The sequence below is a fragment of the Mesorhizobium sp. M0189 genome (assembly GCF_040322135.1).
Taxonomy (GTDB): Bacteria; Pseudomonadota; Alphaproteobacteria; order Rhizobiales; family Rhizobiaceae; genus Mesorhizobium.
Map to the genome: position 1 here is coordinate 130,315 of NZ_JAMYSW010000016.1, position 20,953 is coordinate 151,267.

Annotated in this window: 22 protein-coding genes; 11 read left to right on the top strand and 11 right to left on the bottom strand. The window is 63.0% G+C overall.

From position 1 onward, the window contains the following. The gene (locus tag NKJ09_RS25270; protein WP_352483634.1) at window positions 1-981 is read left to right on the top strand and encodes a hydroxyacid dehydrogenase; all 981 of its coding nucleotides are present in this window, start codon (window positions 1-3) and stop codon (window positions 979-981) included. 49 nt (window positions 982-1,030) lie between these two features. Further along, on the top strand, window positions 1,031-1,414 hold the full coding sequence (locus NKJ09_RS25275) for a hypothetical protein (RefSeq protein ID WP_023721986.1): 384 nt from the start codon (window positions 1,031-1,033) through the stop codon (window positions 1,412-1,414). Window positions 1,415-1,428: 14 nt separating this feature from the next. On the opposite strand, the gene NKJ09_RS25280 is transcribed toward NKJ09_RS25275, so the two are convergent. Beyond that, window positions 1,429-2,724, bottom strand: a complete 1,296-nt coding sequence (locus tag NKJ09_RS25280; protein ID WP_352483635.1) for an amidase — start codon at window positions 2,722-2,724, stop codon at window positions 1,429-1,431. Window positions 2,725-2,843: 119 nt separating this feature from the next. Here NKJ09_RS25280 and NKJ09_RS25285 point away from each other — a divergent pair, with 119 nt between their 5' ends. Further along, window positions 2,844-3,191 (top strand): GFA family protein, encoded by a 348-nt coding sequence (locus tag NKJ09_RS25285; RefSeq protein WP_352495522.1) that lies wholly within the window; start codon window positions 2,844-2,846, stop codon window positions 3,189-3,191. Here NKJ09_RS25285 and NKJ09_RS25290 read toward each other — a convergent pair. After that, on the bottom strand, window positions 3,188-4,411 hold the full coding sequence (locus tag NKJ09_RS25290; protein WP_352515841.1) for an MFS transporter: 1,224 nt from the start codon (window positions 4,409-4,411) through the stop codon (window positions 3,188-3,190). The genes NKJ09_RS25285 and NKJ09_RS25290 overlap by 4 nt on opposite strands. Window positions 4,412-4,502: 91 nt before the next feature. Between NKJ09_RS25290 and NKJ09_RS25295 the strand changes: the two genes are divergently transcribed. Then, the gene (locus NKJ09_RS25295; RefSeq protein ID WP_352495524.1) at window positions 4,503-5,483 is read left to right on the top strand and encodes an AraC family transcriptional regulator; all 981 of its coding nucleotides are present in this window, start codon (window positions 4,503-4,505) and stop codon (window positions 5,481-5,483) included. A 12-nt stretch (window positions 5,484-5,495) separates the two neighbouring features. Here NKJ09_RS25295 and NKJ09_RS25300 read toward each other — a convergent pair whose 3' ends face one another. The 8 genes from NKJ09_RS25300 to NKJ09_RS25335 all read right to left on the bottom strand — a co-directional run bounded on the left by NKJ09_RS25300 (window position 5,496) and on the right by NKJ09_RS25335 (window position 12,755). After that, window positions 5,496-5,777: a hypothetical protein gene (locus tag NKJ09_RS25300; protein ID WP_023721992.1), complete on the bottom strand. Its 282-nt coding sequence runs from the start codon at window positions 5,775-5,777 to the stop codon at window positions 5,496-5,498. A 244-nt stretch (window positions 5,778-6,021) separates the two neighbouring features. Next, window positions 6,022-7,125 (bottom strand): ABC transporter ATP-binding protein, encoded by a 1,104-nt coding sequence (locus tag NKJ09_RS25305; RefSeq protein ID WP_352495525.1) that lies wholly within the window; start codon window positions 7,123-7,125, stop codon window positions 6,022-6,024. Beyond that, a complete protein-coding gene (locus tag NKJ09_RS25310) occupies window positions 7,125-8,228 on the bottom strand; it encodes an ABC transporter ATP-binding protein (protein ID WP_352495526.1) in 1,104 nt (367 codons plus the stop codon). The genes NKJ09_RS25305 and NKJ09_RS25310 overlap by 1 nt, the downstream gene beginning before the upstream one ends. Then, entirely contained in the window at window positions 8,225-8,446 is a 222-nt protein-coding gene (locus NKJ09_RS25315) for a hypothetical protein (protein WP_023722317.1), read from the bottom strand. The genes NKJ09_RS25310 and NKJ09_RS25315 overlap by 4 nt, the downstream gene beginning before the upstream one ends. After that, the gene (locus NKJ09_RS25320) at window positions 8,443-9,402 is read right to left on the bottom strand and encodes a carbohydrate ABC transporter permease (protein WP_023722316.1); all 960 of its coding nucleotides are present in this window, start codon (window positions 9,400-9,402) and stop codon (window positions 8,443-8,445) included. The genes NKJ09_RS25315 and NKJ09_RS25320 overlap by 4 nt, the downstream gene beginning before the upstream one ends. Window position 9,403: 1 nt before the next feature. Further along, the gene (locus NKJ09_RS25325; RefSeq protein ID WP_023722315.1) at window positions 9,404-10,309 is read right to left on the bottom strand and encodes a carbohydrate ABC transporter permease; all 906 of its coding nucleotides are present in this window, start codon (window positions 10,307-10,309) and stop codon (window positions 9,404-9,406) included. Window positions 10,310-10,383: 74 nt separating this feature from the next. Next, entirely contained in the window at window positions 10,384-11,700 is a 1,317-nt protein-coding gene (locus NKJ09_RS25330) for an ABC transporter substrate-binding protein (RefSeq protein WP_023722314.1), read from the bottom strand. Window positions 11,701-12,059: 359 nt separating this feature from the next. Next, on the bottom strand, window positions 12,060-12,755 hold the full coding sequence (locus NKJ09_RS25335) for a TetR/AcrR family transcriptional regulator (RefSeq protein ID WP_023722313.1): 696 nt from the start codon (window positions 12,753-12,755) through the stop codon (window positions 12,060-12,062). A 107-nt stretch (window positions 12,756-12,862) separates the two neighbouring features. On the opposite strand from NKJ09_RS25335, the gene NKJ09_RS25340 reads away from it, so the two are divergent. Genes NKJ09_RS25340 through NKJ09_RS25350 form a run of 3 tightly spaced genes read left to right on the top strand, consistent with a single transcriptional unit; the run spans window position 12,863 to window position 15,346 of the window. Further along, window positions 12,863-14,059, top strand: a complete 1,197-nt coding sequence (locus tag NKJ09_RS25340) for a Tm-1-like ATP-binding domain-containing protein (protein ID WP_023722312.1) — start codon at window positions 12,863-12,865, stop codon at window positions 14,057-14,059. 11 nt (window positions 14,060-14,070) lie between these two features. Next, window positions 14,071-14,910 carry a phosphoenolpyruvate hydrolase family protein gene (locus tag NKJ09_RS25345; protein ID WP_352495528.1) on the top strand — a complete coding sequence of 280 codons (840 nt, stop codon included), beginning with the start codon at window positions 14,071-14,073 and terminating at the stop codon, window positions 14,908-14,910. A gap of 16 nt (window positions 14,911-14,926) precedes the next feature. Next, complete coding sequence (locus NKJ09_RS25350; protein WP_023722310.1) at window positions 14,927-15,346, top strand: cupin domain-containing protein; 420 nt, start codon at window positions 14,927-14,929, stop codon at window positions 15,344-15,346. 12 nt (window positions 15,347-15,358) lie between these two features. On the opposite strand, the gene NKJ09_RS25355 is transcribed toward NKJ09_RS25350, so the two are convergent. Continuing rightward, entirely contained in the window at window positions 15,359-16,546 is a 1,188-nt protein-coding gene (locus NKJ09_RS25355) for a M24 family metallopeptidase (RefSeq protein ID WP_352484965.1), read from the bottom strand. A gap of 364 nt (window positions 16,547-16,910) precedes the next feature. Here NKJ09_RS25355 and NKJ09_RS25360 point away from each other — a divergent pair, with 364 nt between their 5' ends. The 4 genes from NKJ09_RS25360 to NKJ09_RS25375 all read left to right on the top strand — a co-directional run. Beyond that, window positions 16,911-18,521 (top strand): ABC transporter substrate-binding protein, encoded by a 1,611-nt coding sequence (locus tag NKJ09_RS25360; protein WP_352495529.1) that lies wholly within the window; start codon window positions 16,911-16,913, stop codon window positions 18,519-18,521. A gap of 282 nt (window positions 18,522-18,803) precedes the next feature. Then, on the top strand, window positions 18,804-19,790 hold the full coding sequence (locus NKJ09_RS25365) for an ABC transporter permease (RefSeq protein WP_352495530.1): 987 nt from the start codon (window positions 18,804-18,806) through the stop codon (window positions 19,788-19,790). Beyond that, window positions 19,787-20,617, top strand: coding sequence for an ABC transporter permease (locus NKJ09_RS25370; protein WP_023722306.1), 831 nt, complete (start codon window positions 19,787-19,789; stop codon window positions 20,615-20,617). The genes NKJ09_RS25365 and NKJ09_RS25370 overlap by 4 nt, the downstream gene beginning before the upstream one ends. Beyond that, the coding region (locus NKJ09_RS25375; protein WP_352764030.1) for an ATP-binding cassette domain-containing protein at window positions 20,614-20,953 on the top strand (340 nt) is incomplete at its 3' end. The genes NKJ09_RS25370 and NKJ09_RS25375, both read left to right, overlap by 4 nt.

The following is a 20,953-nucleotide window of genomic DNA, read 5'->3' on the forward strand; positions in this document are numbered from 1 at the left end:
ATGCCCAAGATCCTGTCGACACACAGACTGCACCCCCGTGCCTCTTCCATGCTGACAGGGGCCGGCGAACTCGTCGTTGCTTCCGCTCTCGACGCGGCCACGCTGGCCGCCGAGGCAAGGGACGCCGATGTCATCATCGTTCGCGCTCCTTTGCCTGCGGCGCTTTTCGAAGGCGCGACCAAGCTCAGGGCCGCGATCCGCCACGGCGCCGGGCTCGACATGGTACCGATGGAAGCGGCCAACGCGGCGGGCGTGCTGGTGGCGAACGTTCCGGGAGTGAACGCGCGCTCGGTCGCCGAATATGTGATGTTCGCGGCACTGGCGCTGCTTCGGCGCTTTCGTGTGTTGGACCGCGACTTGCGGGCGAAGGGCTGGCTGGCCGGCCGCGAACACACCGTCGTGGCTAATGAGCTTGCCGGCAAGACGATCGGCATTGTCGGCCTCGGCGCAATCGGCCAGGCGGTCGGCCACATCGCCGCCCATGGTTTCGATCTGAATGTGGTGGCAACGACGCGCAGCATGCAGCCGGCGCCGGACAGCGTCGGCTTCTTGTCGATCGATGCGCTCATCGAGCAGAGCGACATCATCGTTCTGTGCTGCCCGCTGACGCCCGAAACGCGGGGGCTGATTAGCCGGGAACGTATTGACCGGATGAAGCCGGATGCGCTGCTAATCAATGTTTCGCGCGGGCCGGTGATCGACGACGACGCGCTGATCGAGGCCTTGCAGAAGGGCCGCATCGGCGGCGCCGCGCTCGACGTTTTTGCGACACAACCGCTGCCGCCCAACCATCCCTACTTCGGCTTCGACAACGTCATCGTCACCCCGCACATGGCCGGGATCACCGAACAGTCGATGATGCGCATGGGCGTCGGCGCGGCTGGCGAAGCCTTGCTGGTGCTGGCCAACAGATTGCCGGTCAATCTGCGCAATCCCGAAGTGGTCGAGCACTACCGGCGGCGGTTCCCTGCCGATTTCTAAGCAAAGGCTACGCCTCAATTTTCCCGAATTCGCCAGCGACGTTGCCGGTATGGGAAACACCACAAAATTCCTGCTGACCGCCAGTGTCTGCATGGCGGCGGCGCATGCCTTGGCCAACGGACAGGGCAGCTACGTGTTCTGCGACAACGGCTTGCGCTGCGTGATGGCACCCTGTCCATCGAACAGCGCGCTCGACCTCGACACCGGCAAGTTCGTCAAAGGCGTTTCGATCGACATCGATCGCCTGCCGCAGCAAGACAAGGGCCTCGATCTTTCGGACAAGCTCTATGCCGGCAAGGTCGTTGTTGTCGGCTCGATCGAGAACCGCACCCGGACCTTCAACGGCAAGCGATACACCCTGCCTTGGCTGGTTGCCACCAGCATCGAGCGCACCGCCAAGGACAACGAGCGCGGCCACTGCTCGTCGCGCTGACACGCGCTATCGGATCAATTTGCAAGCAGTGCCTCGACCGCAGCGGCGATCCGCAGCAGGTGGTGGTCATGGCCATTGCGCGCCACCAGCATCAGCCCGGCCGGACGCATCATCCCGGGCATCGGCAGCGAGATGGCTGAAAGATCGAACTGGTTGGCGACCTGCGTGTTGCGCAGCAGAAGGCCTTCCGTCCTGTCGCACAGGGCCTCGTCGCCGGTCATCGAGACGATCGTCGGCGCGGTCATCGGCGTGGTCGGCAGGGCCAGCACGTCGACCGACGCCAGCCGGTCATCCATCGCGGCGGCAAGTGCTGCGCGACGGCGCATTGCTCTGATATAGACCGTGGCCGGAATGGCGGCGGCGCGCGACAATGGCCCGCTTACCCGCGGGTCGACCGGCATCGTCGCTCCCGTCGCCAGCCAGTCGGCATGGATCTCCGCCCCTTCCATTGCCGCGATCGAGGCGCGTTTGGTTGCCGCGCGCAGATCGACAAGCAGGTCGTCGATCGACAACTCCACAAGCCGTGCGCCGCTAAGCTCCATCTTGCGAAGACACCGGTCGAACGTCGTCGCGACCTCTTCCTCCGTATCATCGAACAGCACGCCGCGCGGAATACCGATGCGCAGGCCGTCCAGCGGAAGCGGCAACAGTGCCGCCAGGTTTTCGCCCGCCATCACTGCGTCGGCCGCCGCACATTCGGCGACGGTGCGGGCCAGCGGACCGATCGAGTCCAGCGTGGCCGACAGCGGAAACGCACCCGCGAGCGGCACGCGCCGCGCCGTCGGCTTGAAACCGACGACGCCATTCAACGATGCCGGAATGCGCACCGATCCGCCGGTATCGGAACCGATGGAGATTTCGCTGGTGCCTTCGCCGACCGAAACCGCGGCGCCTGAGGACGAGCCGCCCGGAATACGGCGGGCATCACTTGCATTGCCGGGCGTGCCGTAATGCGGATTGACGCCGATCGCGGTGAAGGCGAACTCGGTCATGTTGGTCTTGCCGAGGATGACTGCACCGGCCTGGCGCAACCGTTCCACGACAATGGCATCCCGCAACGCCGGCGCTGCCGTGGCGAGCAGCAGCGAGCCCGCCGTCGTCGGCTCGCCGGCGACATCGAACAGATCCTTGATCGAGGTGATCGCCCCATCGAGCGGCCCGAGCGTGACGCCGGCTTTTCGCCGCGCATCGGCGGCGTCGGCCGCCGCCCGTGCTGCTTCAGGATAGAGCTTTGCGAAAACGCTCTCATCGCCCACGCGAGCAGCAAGACGCGAAACAATTGCTTCCAGGCGATCACGGGCTGATTGCATTTTCGGTGTCGGACTCCGCACGCTTGCAACGTCTTAATGTAGCAGCCACAAACTGGCCGCAGGAGACATAGCCCGGCACGGTCAGGTTTGCACCTGTCGAACCGCACGAGGAAGGCCCGATGCTCTACGAAGGCAGCTGCCACTGCGGCAAGGTCGCGTTCGAGGTCGAAGGCGAGCTGACCGGAGCCGTACGGTGTAATTGCTCGATCTGCACGCGCAAGGGTGCACTGCTATGGGCAGTGCCGCATGAGAGCATGCGGGTGCTTGCCTGGGGCGATGATCTCGGCCGCTACAGCTTCGGCAACCATGTCATCGCCCACCGCTTCTGCCGCAGCTGCGGCATTCACCCCTTCGCCGAGGATGTCGGCGAAGGGAGCGGGCGAAGTGCCTATATCAACATTCATTGCATCGAGGCGTTGGACGTCGCCGCCGTGCCGGTCTTCGACTTCGACGGCCGTTCCGTTTAGGAATTGGGGTCGTCGATCGGCTTGGGGCCAAGGAAGAACGCCGCCAATGCCGCAAGCAACGTCGCCGCCGCGCAATACGCGAAGGCGCTGGCAACGCCGGTATTGTCGACCAGCAGGCCGCCGAAGACGGCGCCCAACGCGATGGCGACCTGGAACGTCATGACCATCAGCCCGCCGGCGCTTTCCGCCTGATCGGGGGCGGCTCGCACCAGCCAGGTCTGCAGCCCGACTGGGACGGCGCCGAAGGCAAAGCCCCAGCTGGCCACCGCTATTGCAGCCACGACGGGTGAGCCTCCGACCACCAGCAGCAGGAGCGCCGAAAACGCGATCAGCAGAGGCGCCAGGCTGACGGCTGCCTTGAGGCTGCGTTCCGCCATGAAGCCGCCGGCAAAATTGCCGAAGAAGCCACCAATGCCGTAGGCGAGCAGCACAAGCGAGATCGTCTCGATGTCCAGCGCGGGCACCTTCTCGAGAAACGGGCGGACATAGGTGAAGCCGGCAAAGTGTCCCGAGGCGACCAGCAGCACCACCAGCAGTGCCACCCTGATCATCGGCCGCTTCATCACCTCCAGCAGCGTGCGAAAACCTGCCGTACCTGCCGGCGGCAGCTTCGGAATGGTAGCCACCTGCACGAGCAGCGCTAGCGCGCCGACCACGGCGGCGATCATGAAGGCCGTCCGCCATCCCCAGATGTCGCCGACATAGGCGCCGACCGGAGCCGCACAGACCGTCGCCACCGAAACGCCGGTGAGGATGATCGACATGGCGCGCGGCATCAGCCGCATCGGAACGAGCCGCATCGCCATGGCTGCCGACATCGACCAGAAGCCACCGAGACTAATGCCAAGCATGATACGGGCGATCAGAAGAACGGGAAGCGACGACGCAAACGCGGCTACCAGATTTGACAGCACAAGCAGCACCGTCAGCGCCCACATGACCAGCCTGCGGTCCAGCCGCTTGGTGACAATGGCCATTGTCGGCGCCGCAATCGCGCCAATGACGGCGGTGGCCGTTACCGCCTGCCCTGCGGCGCCTTCGGTGATGCCGAGATCCTGCGCAAGCGGCGTCAGCAGGCTGGCAGGCAGAAATTCCGCGGTCACCAGGCCGAAGACTCCGAGCGCCAAGGAGACCACCGCCCCCCATGCGGGCTCGGATCGTTCGCCGGTTTCCGTCAGGTCGAGAACGGCGTCCATGACGCCTGTCGCGGGTTCGGTCATGAGGGATCTCCGATCTGGTTGCAGCGCAGCATCTGGCTGCAGTGCAACATAGGGAGTGACTGTCCGGAGTTTCCATGCTAGAAACACCATTATGCTTGACCGTTCGTCCAAAATCCCTGTCACCGGTGATCCGCTGACAGACATATTGCGCGGATTGCGCCTCGAAGGCGTCGATTACGGCCGTTGCGAGATGAGGGAACCCTGGGGCATCCATTTTCCGGCTCAGGCGGCGGCACGGTTTCATTTCATCGGTCGCAAAGGCTGCTGGTTGCTGCAGCCGCCCGGCGAATGGGTCGAGCTCAAGGCGGGCGACGCGGTGTTGTTGCCGCGCGGTTCAGCCCACACGCTGGCGAGCGAGCCGGGTATCGAGGCGGCGCCGATCCACGGCTATGAGGTCGAGGAGATCTGCAAGGGTGTCTATTGCATGTCGAACGACGGCGTGCCCGGCTGCCGTCCGGGCACCTTGCTGTTTTTCGGCAGCATGTATTTCAATCTCGATGGCTTGCACCCCTTGCTCGGCATGATGCCGGACGTGATGCGCGCGCATGAGTTGGAAGCCTATGAGCCAGGTATCCCGCATTTGCTGGAGGCGATGGCCCGCGAGGTGACGATGGAGCGCGTCGGCTCCGGCGGCATCCTGGCGCGGCTGGCCGATGTGCTCGCCGCGACCGTCATCCGCTCATGGGTCGAGCGCGGCTGCGGCGACTCTTCCGGATGGATCGCGGCGGTGAGGGACCGCGAGATCGGCCGGGTGCTGGCCGCGATCCATCTGGAACCGAGCCGCGACTGGACGGTGGTGGCTCTGGCGAAGATGATGGGCGCCTCGCGATCAGGTTTCGCCGAGCGCTTCGCAACCATTGTCGGCGAAACACCGGCAAAGTACGTCACGCAGGTACGGATGCACCAGGCGCGGCAATGGCTGGTCCGCGACCGGCTCAAGATTTCCGTCGTCGCGGCGCGCCTCGGCTACGAATCCGACGCCTCCTTCAGCCGCGCCTTCAAGCGGGTAATCGGATCGCCGCCCAGCCATTTCCGGGCCGAGGAACAGGCGGAGATCCGCCAGGCCGGCTAAACGTTGGCCGGGTTATTGCTCGGTGATGCAGGCCGAGCCGGCGCTGCTCTTGCAATATTTGCCGGAAGCCCCGCACCTGCCATCCGAGACTTCGACAACGGTGCCGCTCAACAACAGCTTGCAGTCACTGGTGGACAGATTGACCGTGCCGTTGAGATCCTTGATCTTCTTGGCGTCGACCTTCGCGCCGGCGACAACTTTCTTGGCTGCCTGCGCCTCGCCCAGATGTGCGGCCGACAATCCCATACCGGCGACAAGCAGGATCGCAGCAAAACTGCGGAACAGATTTCCCATAGCCAACCCTCCATTTTGGGCCTCCAAATTGGGCTCAAAGCCCGTTTGGGACCAAAGGACCAGCCTATTCGACAAATCGAAGCATCCGCATCCCCCGTACGGGGGATGACGGGAAGACTCGAGCATTTCGCAGCCAAGTGGAATCACACGGCGTCGCACAAATGCGACTAAAACAGATAGATAGAGCGGGATGCACGGTCAATTTGAACGCATCCCGCTCTAGCTGCAGTAAAGAGGCTTGTACTTAGCCGGCGTGACGCAGGCTTATTCCGCTGCCCTTATCGAACAGCACCACCTTGTCCGGGTTCCAGGCAAAGCGCACCGGCTGCTCTATCTGCACGTCGGTCCTGGCCGGCACAGTGGCGCGCAGCATGGCGTCGCCGACCCGCAGCGTCAGGATCTTCTCGACGCCATGGTTCTCGACGTCATGGACCCGCGCCTCGACCGGCGCGCCGGTCTCGAGATAGACGTCCTCGGGACGAATACCGAAGACGAGCGGGCGACCGTCGGTCGCCGCGCCCGTCTTGGCACCCCCCGAAGTCTTGGCACCCCCCGCAAACGGCAATTCGAAATTCAGCGGTGCCATCACCGCACGCCCGTTAACAAGCTTGCCGTCGATGAGATTCATCGGCGGCGAGCCGACGAAGCTCGCCACGTAGGTGTCGCGCGGATTGTTGTAAATCTCGTACGGCGTGCCGGTCTGGACGATGCGGCCATGGTTGAGCACGCCGACCTTGTCACCCATCGACATCGCCTCGACCTGATCGTGCGTCACGAACAGGAAGGTGGCGCCGAGCTGCATCTGCAGGTTCTTCAATTCGGTGCGCAGCGCCTCGCGCAATTTGGCGTCGAGCGCCGACAACGGCTCGTCCATCAGGAATACCCGCGGCTTGCGCACGATGGCGCGGCCGATCGAGACGCGCTGCATCTCGCCGCCTGAAAGCCGGTCGGTCTTGCGGTCGAGCAGATGCTCGATCCGCAGTGTCCTGGCAGCGCGGTCGACACGATCCTTGATCTCGGCATCGGGCAACCGGCGGATCTTCGGCTTCAGCGGAAATTCGAGGTTTTCGCGCACCGTATAACGCGGATAGAGCGAATATTGCTGCAGCACCAGCGCCACGTCGCGCTCGGCCGCGCCCCAATCGGCGACATCGACGCCGTCGATAAAGACCTGGCCTTCGCTCGGTTTTTCCAGGCCGGCAATCATGCGCAGCGTCGTCGTCTTGCCGGCGCCGGTCTCGCCGAGCAGGACGAAGAACTCGCCGTCGGCGATGTCGAGGTCGAGCCCGGTCAAAGCGGTGTGGTTGCCGAATTTCTTCGAAATGTTCTTGAGCTGGATGTGGGCCATCAGAGTCTCACTCCCAGCGATTTGCCGCTCGCCGTGTCGAAGAAATGCGCCTGGCTGGGATCGATTCTGACGAAGACCCTTTCGCCGGGGCCGCCGATGAAGCCGCTCTTGGTGCGTGCACGCAGCATCTTGGAGCCGACCTTGAGGTCGACGATATCGAAGGAGCCGAGCGGCTCAACGATCTGCGTCTCCACCGGCAAGAACCCCTCGGCGGCTTCGCGGCGAACGAGAACGCCTTCCGGCCGGATGCCGAGCGCGAGCTGGCCGCCGACATGGCCGTTGAGCTTCGACAGCAAGGTGCGCGGGAATTCGAAGCCGGCGGCCGCATCGCCGACCGTGACCGAGGCCGACGAGGCTTTCTCGGTCACCGAAGCGTCGGCGACGTTCATCACCGGGCTGCCGACAAACTGCGCGACGAAAAGATTCGCCGGATGCGAATAGACCTCGTCCGGCGAGCCGACCTGCTGCAGTACGCCCTCATGCATGATGACGATGCGGTCGGCGAGGCTCATCGCCTCGATCTGGTCGTGAGTGACGTAGATGCTGGTCGAGCCCTGCTTGATGTGCAGCCGCTTGATCTCGGCCCTCATCTCCTCGCGCAGCTTGGCATCGAGCGCGCCGATCGGCTCGTCCATCAGCATCGCCTTCGGCCGCCGCACCAAGGCTCGGCCGATCGCGACGCGCTGCATGTCGCCGCCCGACAGGGCGGATGGTTTCTTGGCGAGGAGATCGCTGATCTGCAGCGTCTTGGCGACCGAGCGCACCTCGCTGTCGATCTCGGCCTTGCTCTTGCGCGTCGCCCTCAGTGGAAAGGCGATGTTCTCGTAGACGCTCATATGCGGATAGAGCGAGAACGATTGGAAGACCATGGCGATGTCGCGGTCGGCGGCCTTGAGGTGCTGGACCGGCTTGCCGTCGATGAGGATGTCGCCGCCGTCGATCGTCTCCAGTCCGGCAACGGCCCTGAGCGTCGTCGTCTTGCCGCAGCCCGACTGGCCGAGCAGCACGATGAACTCGTTATCGTCGATCTTCAGGTTGAGGTCCTTGATGACCTGGACGGCGCCGAAATATTTCTGGACGCCGCGAAGCTCGATCTGGGTCAATGCTGTGCCCCCGGGTTTGCCCCTTGCCCGGTGCCGGCCTTCTCCTCCGGCGCGATCTTGGAGGTGATGTTGAAGCCGATCAGGCCGATCAGGATGATGGTCACGCCGTAGCTGTGCAGCAGCATGTGCCATGGCTGGCAGAGCGCGATGATGCCGAGCACCATCAGCACCTGGCTGCCCGGTTCAAGATATTTCTGATTGATGTCGCGAAAACTCATTTGCGGATCGCTCCGAAGGACATGCCGCGCAAGAGGTGGTTGCGGAGCAGGAAGGTGAAGATCGCAACCGGCAGCAGGAACAGGAAGGTTCCGGCGGCAATCACCGTCCAGTCCGGCAGGCCGGCGCCGACCTGGCTGGGAATGAAAGGCGGCGCCGTCTGGGCACGGCGGCTGGTCATGATCAGTGCGAAGGCATATTCGTTCCACGCCGTGATAAAGCAGAACACGGCGGTGGCGGCGATGCCGGTGGCGGCCTCGGGCAGCACGATCTTGAAGAAGGCCTCCATGCGCGTATAGCCGTCGACGAGGGCCGCCTCCTCATACTCCTTGGGGATCTCGTCCATGAAGCCTTTCATCAGCCACACCGAGAAGGACAGGTTGAAGGCGGTGTAAAGGATGATCAGGCCGACATGGGAATCGTTGAGGCCGACCGCCCGGTACATCAGGAACATCGGAATGGCGACGACCACCGGCGGCAGCATGCGCGTCGACAGGATGAAGAACAGCAGGTCCGCCTCGCCTTTCACCTTGAAGCGCGAGAACCCATAGGCGGTGAAGGTGCCCATGCCGACGGCCAGGACGGTCGAGGTTATGGCAACGATCAGCGAGTTCATGAAACGGCTCGGATAGCCCGACCACTGCACCTGGCCCTTGCCGTCGCGCACGATCTTTTCGCCGCCATTGAAGACGACGCGCTCCCACCACGGCGCAGCCGCGTACTCCTCCGGTGATGGCGGGCTGCGCAGCTGCGAACGCTTGGTGAACAACTTGACGAAGGGCGATATCTCCGGCTGGAAAACCACCGTCGGCGGAATGGTGGTGGCGAGGTTGCGCGGCTTGAACGCCGTCGAGGCTATCCAGTAGATCGGCGCCAGGAAGATGATCGTCACCAGCAGGACGGCGACGATGGCGACCCGGTTGAAGGTGATTTCGGAAGAAGTGCGGACTGCGGCCATCTCAGCGCTCCTTCACCTTGTTGAGGTATTTGACATAGATGTTGGTGATCGCCAGCACCATGATCAACACGATGTAGGCGAGCGCGCAGGAGCGCCCGGTCTGCCATTCCTGGAACGCCATCTTGTAGAGCCGGATCGAGATCAGCTCCGCCGTCGGCTGGCTGGTCAGGATATAGGCGAGGTCGAAGGTCTTGAACGCTTCCATGGTGCGGAAGATGACCGCGATCATCAGGATCGGCGCGACCAGCGGCAGCGTGATGCGGAAGAAGGTGTAGAACGGCCCGGCCCTGTCGATCGCGGCGGCCTCGTAGAGATGCTTGGGCACGGCCGACAGGCCGGCCAGCGACAACAGCATGACGAAGGGCGACCACATCCAGATATCGGTCAGCGCGACCGCATAGAGCGCCATTTTCGGATCCGACAGCCATTCGAAGGTGCCGAGGCCCAGCGCATAATTGATGATGCCGAAGGACGGATCGTAGAGCAGTTTCCAGAACAGGCCGACGACGGCCATAGACAGCATCATCGGCAACAACAGGAGCGTCGTCAGCAGGCCCTTGAGCGGAATGTCGCGGTTGAGCAGCATGGCCACGCCGAAGCCGACGAGCAGCTGGCCGGCGACCGAGATGATGACGTATTTTGCGGTGATGGCGAAGTTGGACCAGACATAGGGATCGCTGAGCAGGTCGCGATAGTTTTGCAGCCCGACGAAATTCGCCGCCGCGCTGGTCGAGGCGCGGAAATCGGTGAACGAATAGCCCAGCGAATAGATCAGCGGGAAGATGTTGAAGACGATCAGAAACAGGATCGTCGGGATGATGAAGAGATTGCGGATCGAAATGTCGCTTAGACCGCGAGCAGCGGCCCGCGAGGACCTGTCCAGCGTGGTGATCATCGTGGTCGCCAAGACCCTGCTCCCGGTTCAAGAATCAGAAAAAGAAACGGAGGAGGCACGAACGCCCCCTCCGTGAAGCTTCATACTTATTGGCCGCGGCCGTATTTCTTGAAGGTCGCGTTCCAGTCGGCTGCCAGTGCGTCCAGCGTCTCCTTGGCGGTGCCTTCGCCGCCGATCATGTAGGGGTAGATGCGCTGGTTGAGCTGCTGCAGCAGTTCGGCATATTCCGGAACCGCCCAGAAGTCCTTGACCTTGAACATGGTCTCGTAGAACGCCTTGTTGTAGGGCGTGGCGTTCTGGAATTCGGGCGACTTGAGCACGGCGGCACTGCAGGTGTAGCCGCCAAGCGCTGCCCATTTCTTCTGGGTCTCGTCCTTGATGAACCATTCCAGGAACTTGGTCGCCTCTTCCTGCTTCTGCGAGTAGGAAACGATGGAGATGCCCTGACCGCCGAGTGCGGCGAACTGGTCCCCGTTCGGGCCGGGAGGATTGGCGAAGAAGCCGGTGTTCTTGGCGTTCGGGTTCGACGCCTCGTTGATCAGCGAGGGGAAGAACGCGAAGTAGTTCATGCTCATCGCCGCCAGGTTTTCAGTGATCGCCTGGTTGTCCTCGACGAAGAACGACTTGGCCCAGCCCGGAGGCGTGAACTTGTAGAGTTCCTTGTAGGCGTCGAGCGCCGCGATCGCCTTGTCGGAGTTGATGAAGCCATCGACCTTGTAGGTCTTATAGTCACCCAGCTCGCCGCCAAAGGAGAACAGCGCGTTTTCGAAGCCCATCGCCATCGCGTCATAGGAATTGTCGGTGTAGATGGCGATGCCGTATTTTTTCTGGTCCGGCCGGTAGAAGAACTCGGCGATGTCGCGCAGCGCCTTGAAATCCTTCGGCACGTCGAGATCGTAGCCATACTTGGCCTTGAAGGCTTCCTTTTCCTTCGGATCCTCGAACCAGTCCTTGCGGTAGGACCAGCCGACAGCGTCGCCTTCAAGCGGGATGGCCCAGTACTTGCTGCTGCCGCCCGGATATTCGGCGTAGTACTTCACCGTCGCCGGTGCCATCACGTCGCCGACCTTGTGCTTGTTGAAGAAGTCGGTCAGGTCCACATAGTGGCCACCAGTCGAGCCGGCACCGAGCCATTGCGAGTCGCCGACGACCATATCATAGGCATCGCCATGGGCGTTGAACTCGGTGAAGGCCTTGGTCTGGAAGTCGGGCCACGGTGTGGTTTCCACCGTGATTTTCACGCCGGTTTCCTTCTCGTACTCGTTGCCGAGTTCCTGCAGGTAATTGGCCGGATCCCATTCCGCCCAGAAGATTGTAAGTTCCTTTTCCTGCGCGTAGACGGACGTTCCGCAGGCTAGCACTAAGCCGATACCAGCAAGCAAGCTGGTCATTGTCTTGCGCATAATGATTTCCTCCCTTGTGCGCATTCTACCGCGTCATGCGAGCCGGCGGCGAGGCCGGCCCTGGTAGTCCTCCCGTGACGGCACCGTTCCGGTTTTTGAGCCTCCTCGTTCGACCGAAACGGATATTAGCCTTCACCCTTTGATCCGCTTTATTTGTCCTGATCTGGTATTACCAATTTCAGACGAACGTCAAGCCCTTTCTTGGACGGTGGCGGACACGCAGACAAGTTGGTTTCTGCGATATCTGCCTGTTTTCCCTGAATTTTCCTACTCCTTGATACATAGGGGCCTTGCCTCGGCCGCTGCATCGCCAATAGTATGAGTAGGCAGGGTGCAAATCTGGTCGAACCAGATTGGCGTCATCTAGCGGCTGTCATCGGTGCGATCCCATCTCCTTCAATCATCGATTCCGTCACAGCTGCGCGTACCAGCGCGCTGGCGGCCCATTGCGCGACCGACATCATACTGCGGCTGTCCAATCCCCATATATCCTTCAGTACGATCAGCATCTCAACACCGAAGATCAATGACAGCGCCTGCGCGAGCCGCTTGAATTCGCGCGGCGGCAACCGGCCTTTGAGTGGCGCAATCGCATCTTTCAAAAGATCGACGCGATGGCCGCGCGTGAACGCCGGTTCGCCGTCAAACGTGCCTGCCTGTCGCTGCGCCCACTGGTCGAGCGACAGTTTCAGCGCCGCCTTGAACGTCGCTTCGAAGGCCTCGATGCGCGGCATGGCGGTCTCGAACAGCTCGGCCACCCGGCGCTCGGGATCGGCAGAGCTCGATTTCCAGGTAAGGATCGGTCCGAGCCCCTCATCGACCACCGCCTGCACCAGCGCCGCCTGGCTCGGAAAATACCGATAGGCGGTGGCGCGTGAGACTTCCGCCGCCTCCGCCACCTCGCTGACCGACGGCGTGGCGCCCGCCTGCATCAGCTTTGTCGCCGTCTCCAGCATCAGCCGCCTGGTGCGCGCGCGGGCCCCGCGCTCTACCCGCGGGTTCGGCCCCTGGCCGGCATCGTCGTCCGTTGCCGCTTGTTGACGTGAGACATTCATGTCAATACGATACGCGCGTCTCAAAAAATTGCAATGGCCCTTCGCGCCGTCGAATGGCCGGGCAAAGGGACGGCAGCGTCGAACACGCCCAGGACCGGGGAAACGCGATGAAGCGCATCTATGTGGTGGGCACCGCCGACACCAAGGGCGAGGAACTCGCTTTTCTGGCCGATGCGGTCGCCGCAACCGGCGCTTCGATTGCCCGTGTCGACATCGGAACACGCGGCGCGACCGTGCCGGTCGATGTTTCGGCAGACGAGGTCGCCAGCCACCATTCAGAGGGTCGCAATGCCGTGCTCGGCGTCGACGACCACGGCACCGCAGTGGCGGCGATGGCTGCCGCCTTTGCCCGATTTGTTCAATCGCGTAGCGATATTGCCGGGATTATCGGCATCGGCGGTGGCGGCGGCACCTCGATCATCACCACAGGCATGCGCACGCTGCCGCTCGGCCTGCCCAAGATCATGGTTTCGACCTTGGCCTCCGGCGACACCGCGCCTTATGTCGACGTCTCCGACATCGTCATGATGCCGTCGGTGACCGACATGGCCGGCCTCAACCGGCTTTCCCGTGTCGTGCTCCACAATGCCGCCCAGGCGATATCAGGCATGGCGGCAAAGCCGGCGCCGCCGGCCGACGGCAGACCCTCGATAGGCCTCACCATGTTCGGCGTCACCACGCCGTGCGTGACCGCCATCGCCGACGAACTTCGTTCGACTTATGACTGTATGGTATTTCATGCCACTGGAACCGGCGGCCGCACCATGGAAAAATTGGCCGACAGCGGCTTGTTGTCCGGCGTCATCGACATCACCACGACCGAAGTCTGCGACTTGCTGTTTGGCGGCGTGCTGCCGGCGACGGACGATCGCTTTGGTGCCATCGCCCGCACCGGGCTGCCTTATGTCGGCTCGGTCGGCGCGCTCGACATGGTCAATTTCTGGGCGCCGCCAACAATTCCGGAACGCTATCGCGGCCGGCTATTCTATGAGCACAATCCAAACGTCACACTGATGCGCACCACCGCCGACGAAAGCAGAATGATCGGCGAATGGATCGGTACAAGGCTGAGCCTCTGCCAGGGTCCGGTTCGTTTCCTCATTCCGGAGAAAGGCGTGTCGGCGCTCGACATCGAAGGCGGCGCCTTCTTCGACCCTGAAGCCGATGCAGCTTTGTTCGAGGCGATCGAGCGCACCATCAAACCCGCCAAAACGCGGCGCGTTCTGCGCCTGCCGCTGCATATCAACGACCCCGAATTCGCCTGGGCCGCCACAACGGCCTTCCTCGACATCGCCAGACAGTGAGACACCAAGATATGGCCGCCATACCGCGCAAGAAAATCCTGGAGAAATTCCGCAAGATGATCGCGGACGGCGTTCCGATCGTCGGCGGCGGTGCCGGCACCGGCCTGTCGGCCAAGGCAGAGGAAGCTGGCGGCATCGACCTGATCATCATCTACAATTCCGGCCGCTACCGCATGGCCGGGCGCGGCTCGGCCGCCGGCCTGCTCGCCTATGGCAACGCCAACGAGATCGTCAAGGAGATGGCCTACGAAGTGCTGCCGGTAGTGAAGAAGACGCCGGTGCTGGCCGGCGTCAACGGCACCGATCCCTTCGTCATCATGCCGCTGCTTTTGGCCGAGTTGAAGACGATGGGCTTTTCCGGTGTGCAGAACTTTCCGACCATCGGCCTGTTCGACGGCCAGATGCGGCAGAGTTTTGAAGAAACCGGCATGGGCTTCGGGCTCGAGGTCGACATGATCGCCGAGGCTCACAAACTCGACCTGTTGACCACGCCCTACGTCTTCAATCCAGACGAGGCTCGCGCCATGACACATGCCGGCGCCGACATCGTCGTCGCCCATATGGGGGTGACCACCGGCGGTTCGATCGGTGCGACCTCGGCTAAATCGCTGGACGATTGTGTGAAGGAGATCGACGCCATTGCCGAAGCGGCACGCTCAGTGCGCGAGGATATCATCCTGCTTTGCCATGGCGGGCCGATCTCGATGCCGGACGACGCCAAATATATTCTCGAGCGCTGCAAGGGCCTGCACGGTTTCTACGGCGCGAGTTCGATGGAACGGCTGCCGGCGGAAGCTTCGATCGCCAGGCAAACGGCGGATTTCAAGGCCGTCACGTTCGGCGCTGCGTAGAAGAAGGGGTGAGACGATGACCGACAACAGCAAGGTGTTCGTATACCCAAAAGACGTCAGCGCCTTCGGCTTCGACTGGGGCAGGCTGTCGCTGACGGTCGCTCCCGAAGTGAACGGCGCGAAGCGCTTTTCCGGTGGTGTCGTCGACCTGCCGTCGGGCAAGGGCCATACGCGTCATAACCATCCGGGTGCCGAGGAGATCATTTTCGTCATCTCAGGCAATGGCGAGCAGATGGTCGAAGACGAGAAGGGCAATCCGGTCGTCGAGAAGGTCGGCCCCGGTTGCACCATCTATGTGCCGGAAAGCCGCTTCCATTCGACGCTCAATACCGGCGACGCGCCGATGCAGCTTTTCGTCGTCTATTCGCCGGCCGGGCCGGAATTGGCACTGCGCGACCTGCCGGATTTCAGGCTGCTGCCGTCAGGTGGGAATTGAGATAGACGGCGCCTAAGCCCCGCCCCTGTTCCAGCCCCTACCCCGATCGCCGAACATAATGTAACCGGCGCCGGTCACCGCCACCGTGTCCTCCAGCTTGATGAAGCCGCGCGTCGGGTGGAGCATGGTCGTCTCGACCGAAAGCACCATGTTCTTCTCCAGCGGCTTTGCGGCATAGGTGCCTTCATAGGTCACCGGATGGTTGGTCATCAGGAACGGCGCTTCGTGCGTGATCAGCCCCATGCCATGCGCGAAGAAATCGGTATAGGCCGCAACCTTGGATTTCTTCAGCACGCCTTCGGCATGAGAAATCATGTCACCGCCCAGCGTGCCCGCCTTTACCTTGGAGAAGGCCGCCTGCTGCACCGTCTCGATCTCGGCCAGCAGATCCTCGAGTTCGGCGTCAGGCTCACCCAGCACGCCCATGCGGCAAAGGTCGCCGATATAGCCGTGGTAGTTGCCGCCGGAATCGATCGACATCACCTCGCCCTTCTTCCACGTTTGCGGCGAGGCCGCGCGGTTGTGACTGGAGCCTAGCGTCAACAGGCAATATTCGAAATGCGCGCCGCGATTGGTCTCCTCGCGCCTGAGCTGTTCGATGATCTCGCTCTTGGTTGTGCCTTCGCGTGCCCAGCCGATGGTCGCCAGCATGGAATCGGTGATCAGCTCCGAAGCAATGCGCAGCTTCTCCAGCTCGGCTTCGGTTTTGATTGCTCGCATGCGCTCCAGCATGTGCGTGGCGTCGATCAGCTTGGCGTCCGGCAGCGCGTTGCGGATCAGCATATAGGCGTCGGACGGCAGGAAGGCGGGCTCGATGCCAATGCGGGCATTGCCCTTGCCGATCTTCCGCAAATGCTCGACCGCCAGGTTGGCGGCATCGAGCGTGCCCCAGCAGGCGGCATGCAGTGTCGGCGTCCAGAACGGATGGTTCTGGTGCTCGCCGCCCTCCATGCGGTTGCCGATATAGGCGGCATGCTCCGGCCCGCCTTTCTCGTAGACGACGACAGGCAGATAGCGGCTATGGCCGATCGCATCCATGGCGGCGAAGAAGATGAACTTGTAGCCGCCAAGCAGATATTGCGTGTTGTGCTTGGAGGTGGCGAGCAGCACGTCGATGCCGGCTTCCTCCATCAGCCCGTCCACCCTGGCCTGGTCGAACGGCACGCTGCCGACGACATTCTTGCCCGGAGCAACGTTCATTGTCTCTCTCCCTGAAGTGCCATGACCGACCGCACGTGGCGCCGGCCTTTCTGGTTTTAGAGCCTTGGCTCCCCTCAAATCTGCATCATTTTGCCCGGTCTGGTCCAGCCAGAATGGGTCGAGCGGGCGCCAAAAGCTCATTCCGCTACCGGCATGGTCTAATCTGGTCCGGCCAGATCAGCGCATTGGACCGCTTCCCTGTAACTGGTCCAGCGGACGGAAATTTCAAAGCCACGTGAGGATGCGCCAATTCCGTCTCTGGCGAAACCCCGGACAAGGGCCATAATCAGCTTTGCAGGATGCTCACGAGCGTCCGAGGGGTACGGCGCACCCGGCCGGGTCGCGGAGAGGACGGAGTTCGATCATGCCAGAGTTCACCATTTCCAGGCGTACGATGCTTGCGGGTTCGGCATTGCTGCTGGCCTCCACCGCCATGCCGACGATCGGCTGGGCGCAGACGCCGAAAAAGGGCGGACGACTGGTTGTCGCCGCTGATTCCGAGCCGCGCAATCTCAATCCGGCGATTGTCGCCTCGAACGGCGTCTTCTTCATCTCGAGCAAGATCGTGGAAACCTTGGCCGAGGCCTCCTTCGGCGGCAAGGACGGGCTCGAGCCACGGCTGGCGCTCAGCTGGGAAGGCGCCGCCGACGGCCTGTCGGTGACGTTCAAACTGCGCGAGGCCGTCAAATGGCATGACGGGAAGCCCTTCACCTCAGCCGATGTCGCCTTCTCGGCGCTGCAGGTCTGGAAACCGCTGCAGAATCTCGGCCGCACCGTGTTCAAGGATCTGGAGGCGGTCGACACGCCGGACGAGGCGACCGCCGTGTTCAAATTCGCCAAGCCGACCCCGTTCCAGCTGATCCGCAACGCCTTGCCGGCGCTGAGCAGCGTGGTGCCCAAGCACATCTACGAGACCGGAAAGATCGAGGACAACCCGGCCAACAACGCCCCGGTCGGCACCGGACCGTTCAAATTTGCCGAATACAAGCCCGGCGAATATTACCGGCTGGAGAAGAACACCGACTATTGGGGCAAGGACGAGCCCTATCTCGATGAGATCATCTATCAGGTGCTGCCGGACCGCACGTCGGCGGCCAGCGCGCTCGAGGCCGAAGAGATCCAGCTCGCCGCCTTCTCCGCCGTGCCCCTGGCCGATCTCGACCGCATCTCCAAAGTGCCCGGCCTCAAGGTGATCACCAAAGGATACGAAGGGCTGACTTACCAACTGGTCGTCGAGATCAACCATCGCCGCAAGGAGCTGGCCGACCTGAAAGTGCGCCAGGCGATCGCTCACGCTATCGACAAGGATTTCGTCGTCAAGACGGTGTTTCTCGGCTATGCCGCCACCGCCACTGGCCCGGTGCCGAAAAACGACCCGCAATTCTACACCGCCGACGTGCCGACCTATGCTTTCGACGTCGCCAAGGCCAACGCCTTGCTCGACGAGGCCGGCTACAGCCGAGGCGATGATGGCAAGCGCTTTTCGCTGAAACTGCTGCCGGCGCCCTATTTCAACGAGACCAAGCAGTTCGGCGACTATCTTCGTCAGGCGCTCGCCGCCATCGGCATCGACGCCCAGCTGGTCAACAACGACTCTGCCGCGCATATCAAGGCGGTTTACACCGACCACGCCTTCGACCTTGCGGTCGGGCCGCCGGTGTTCCGCGGCGATCCGGCGATCTCGACCACCATCCTGGTGCAGAGCGGCATTCCCGACGGGGTGCCTTTCTCCAACCAGGGCGGCTACAAGAACGCCGATCTCGACGCTCTGATCGCCAAGGCATCGGAGACGCTTGACACCGCCGCCCGCACCGAACTCTACAAGGAGTTCCAGAGAAAAGTTGCCGCCGACCTGCCACTGATCAACGTCGCCGAATGGAGTTTCATCAGCGTCGCCCGCGATACGGTCAAGAACATCGCCAACACCCCGCGCTGGGCGGTGTCGAACTGGGCGGACACCTATTTAGAATCGTGACACATTCTGGCGGATGAAAATTCGCGCCGAAATCCGTGTGGAAACTTGGTCAAATACCGAGTTCCTTCACACCCCCCTCTGTCCTGCCGGACATCTCCCCCGCAAAGGGGGAGATTGGCTGGCCGCAACGTCGGCTTATTTGCCTGCTGCGTTGAAGATTGGCGAAATCGCTAATGACATCCGATCTCCCCCCTTGCGGGGGAGATGTCCGGCAGGACAGAGGGGGGTGGGAAGAAACACCGCATCTCCTAATTGCCACTGCGCCAAGCACCCGGCGCCGCCATGAGCCGCGCCCTCACCCTCCTTCGCCGTCGCCTCGTCGGCAGCATCTTCGTGTTGCTGATTGTCGTCATCGGCACCTTCCTGTTGCTCGAAGCCGCTCCCGGCGATGCGGTCGATGCCTACATCGTCTCGACCGGCGGCGACGCCGGCATGATCGAGCTGTTGCGTCACCGCTGGGGGCTCGACCAATCTGAGCTGACGCGGCTGGCCAATTACCTTTGGGCGCTGCTCCATCTCGACCTTGGCCTGTCCGTCACCTTTTCGCGGCCGATCCGCGATGTCATCACCGAGCGCCTGCCCAACACGCTGCTGTTGATGGGCAGCGCCACCGCGCTCTCCTTCGGACTCGGCTCGGTGCTCGGCATCTATGCCGGCGCCAGACCCGGCAGCGTCCGTGATCGCTTCCTGTCTATCGGCTCGCTGGCGGTCTATGCCATACCGGGCTTCTGGCTCGGGCTGGTGCTGATCATCGTCTTTGCCGTCGACCTGCGCTGGTTTCCGATCGGCGGCATCGAGAGCATCGCCTCGGCCAGGACCGGCCTTGATCGCGCTGGCGACATCGCCCGCCATCTCGTCCTGCCGGTCTCCGCGCTCGGCTTCATTTATCTCGCGCTCTATCTGCGCATGATGCGCGCCGGCATGGCCGAGGTCTGGCGGCAGGATTTTGTCCTCGCCGCTCGCGCCAGGGGACTTTCCCGCCGTCGCGTCGTGCTCGCCCATGTCGCCCGCAACGCGCTGTTGCCGCTGGTCACCATGCTTGGCCTGCAGTCCGCGCAAATGCTGGGCGGCAGCGTCGTCATCGAAAGCGTCTTTTCGGTGCCAGGCCTTGGCCGATTGGCGCAGGAAGCGGTGGCGGCACGCGACACGCCGTTGCTGCTCGGCATCATTCTCGTCAGCGCCGTTCTGGTCGTCATCATCAACCTTCTCGTCGACATCGCCTACGCCGTCCTCGATCCGCGCGTCGGAGCCAATGAGGCCGGCGCGTGAACCCGCTTCGCCGTTTTCTCCGGACGCCGGAAGCGATCGCCGGCATTGTCATCCTGGCGGCGCTGTTTGCCGTGGCGCTTGCCGCACCTTTGTTCTTTCCCGGCGATCCGCAGGCCATTGCCGGGCCGGCATTGCTGCCACCGTTCCAGGACTGGTCGCTACCACTAGGCACCGACCGCCTCGGCCGTGACATGCTGGCCGAGCTTTTCCACGGCGCCCGCACCTCGCTGGCGGTCGGCCTGGCGGCCGCCGCCGCCGCCCTTGCCGTCGGCGCAGTGATCGGCACGCTGGCCGGCTTTGCCGGCGGCCTTATCGACGAAGTGCTGATGCGCATCACCGACGCTTTCCAGACCGTGCCAGCTTTTCTGCTGGCTTTGGCTTTCGTCAGCATCGTCGGGCCGTCGCTCGGCGTCGTCGTCGCGGCGATCGCACTGGGCGCCTGGACCGGACCGGCACGCGTGGCGCGAGCCGAAGTGCTGTCGATCCGCGAGCGCGATTTTGTAGCGGGCGCCCGCGTCATCGGCATGCATCCGCTGGAGATCGCCTTTCGCGAGGTGCTGCCCAACGCATTGCCGCCGGTACTGGCATTGTCGTCGGTGATCGTCGCCGCGGCGATTCTCACCGAAGCGGCATTGTCCTTTCTCGGCCTCGGCGACCCCAACCGCGTTACCTGGGGCGGCATGATCGCCGAAGGCCGTGCCGTGCTGCGCACCGCGCCGTTCCTGTCGATCGTTCCGGGAATAGCACTCGTGCTCACGGTGCTAGGTGTGTATCTCGCCGGCGAAGGCGTCGTCGAGACGACGGCGGTGAGGAGGGGCCTGTCGTGACGGCGCTGCTTTCGATCCGCAATCTGACGGTGACCTATCGCCGCGATGGCTCCGAGGTGACGGCACTAAAGAGTGTCAGCCTCGACATTCCCGCCGGCGAGCGCTTTGCCATCATCGGCGAGAGCGGTTCGGGCAAGAGCACGCTGGCGCTTGCCATTGCCGGGCTGCTGCCGGGTTCTGCCAGGATCGAAGGCCGCATCGATTGGCTCTTGCGCCCGCCGCCAATGTCTGGTGCCAAGACACCCCCCTCTGTGGGGGCGGGGCAGGGGGGGGGGGGAGGGGGGGGGGGGGGGGGGGGGGGGCGGGGCGGCGGTGGGGGGCCAGCGGGGAGACGGG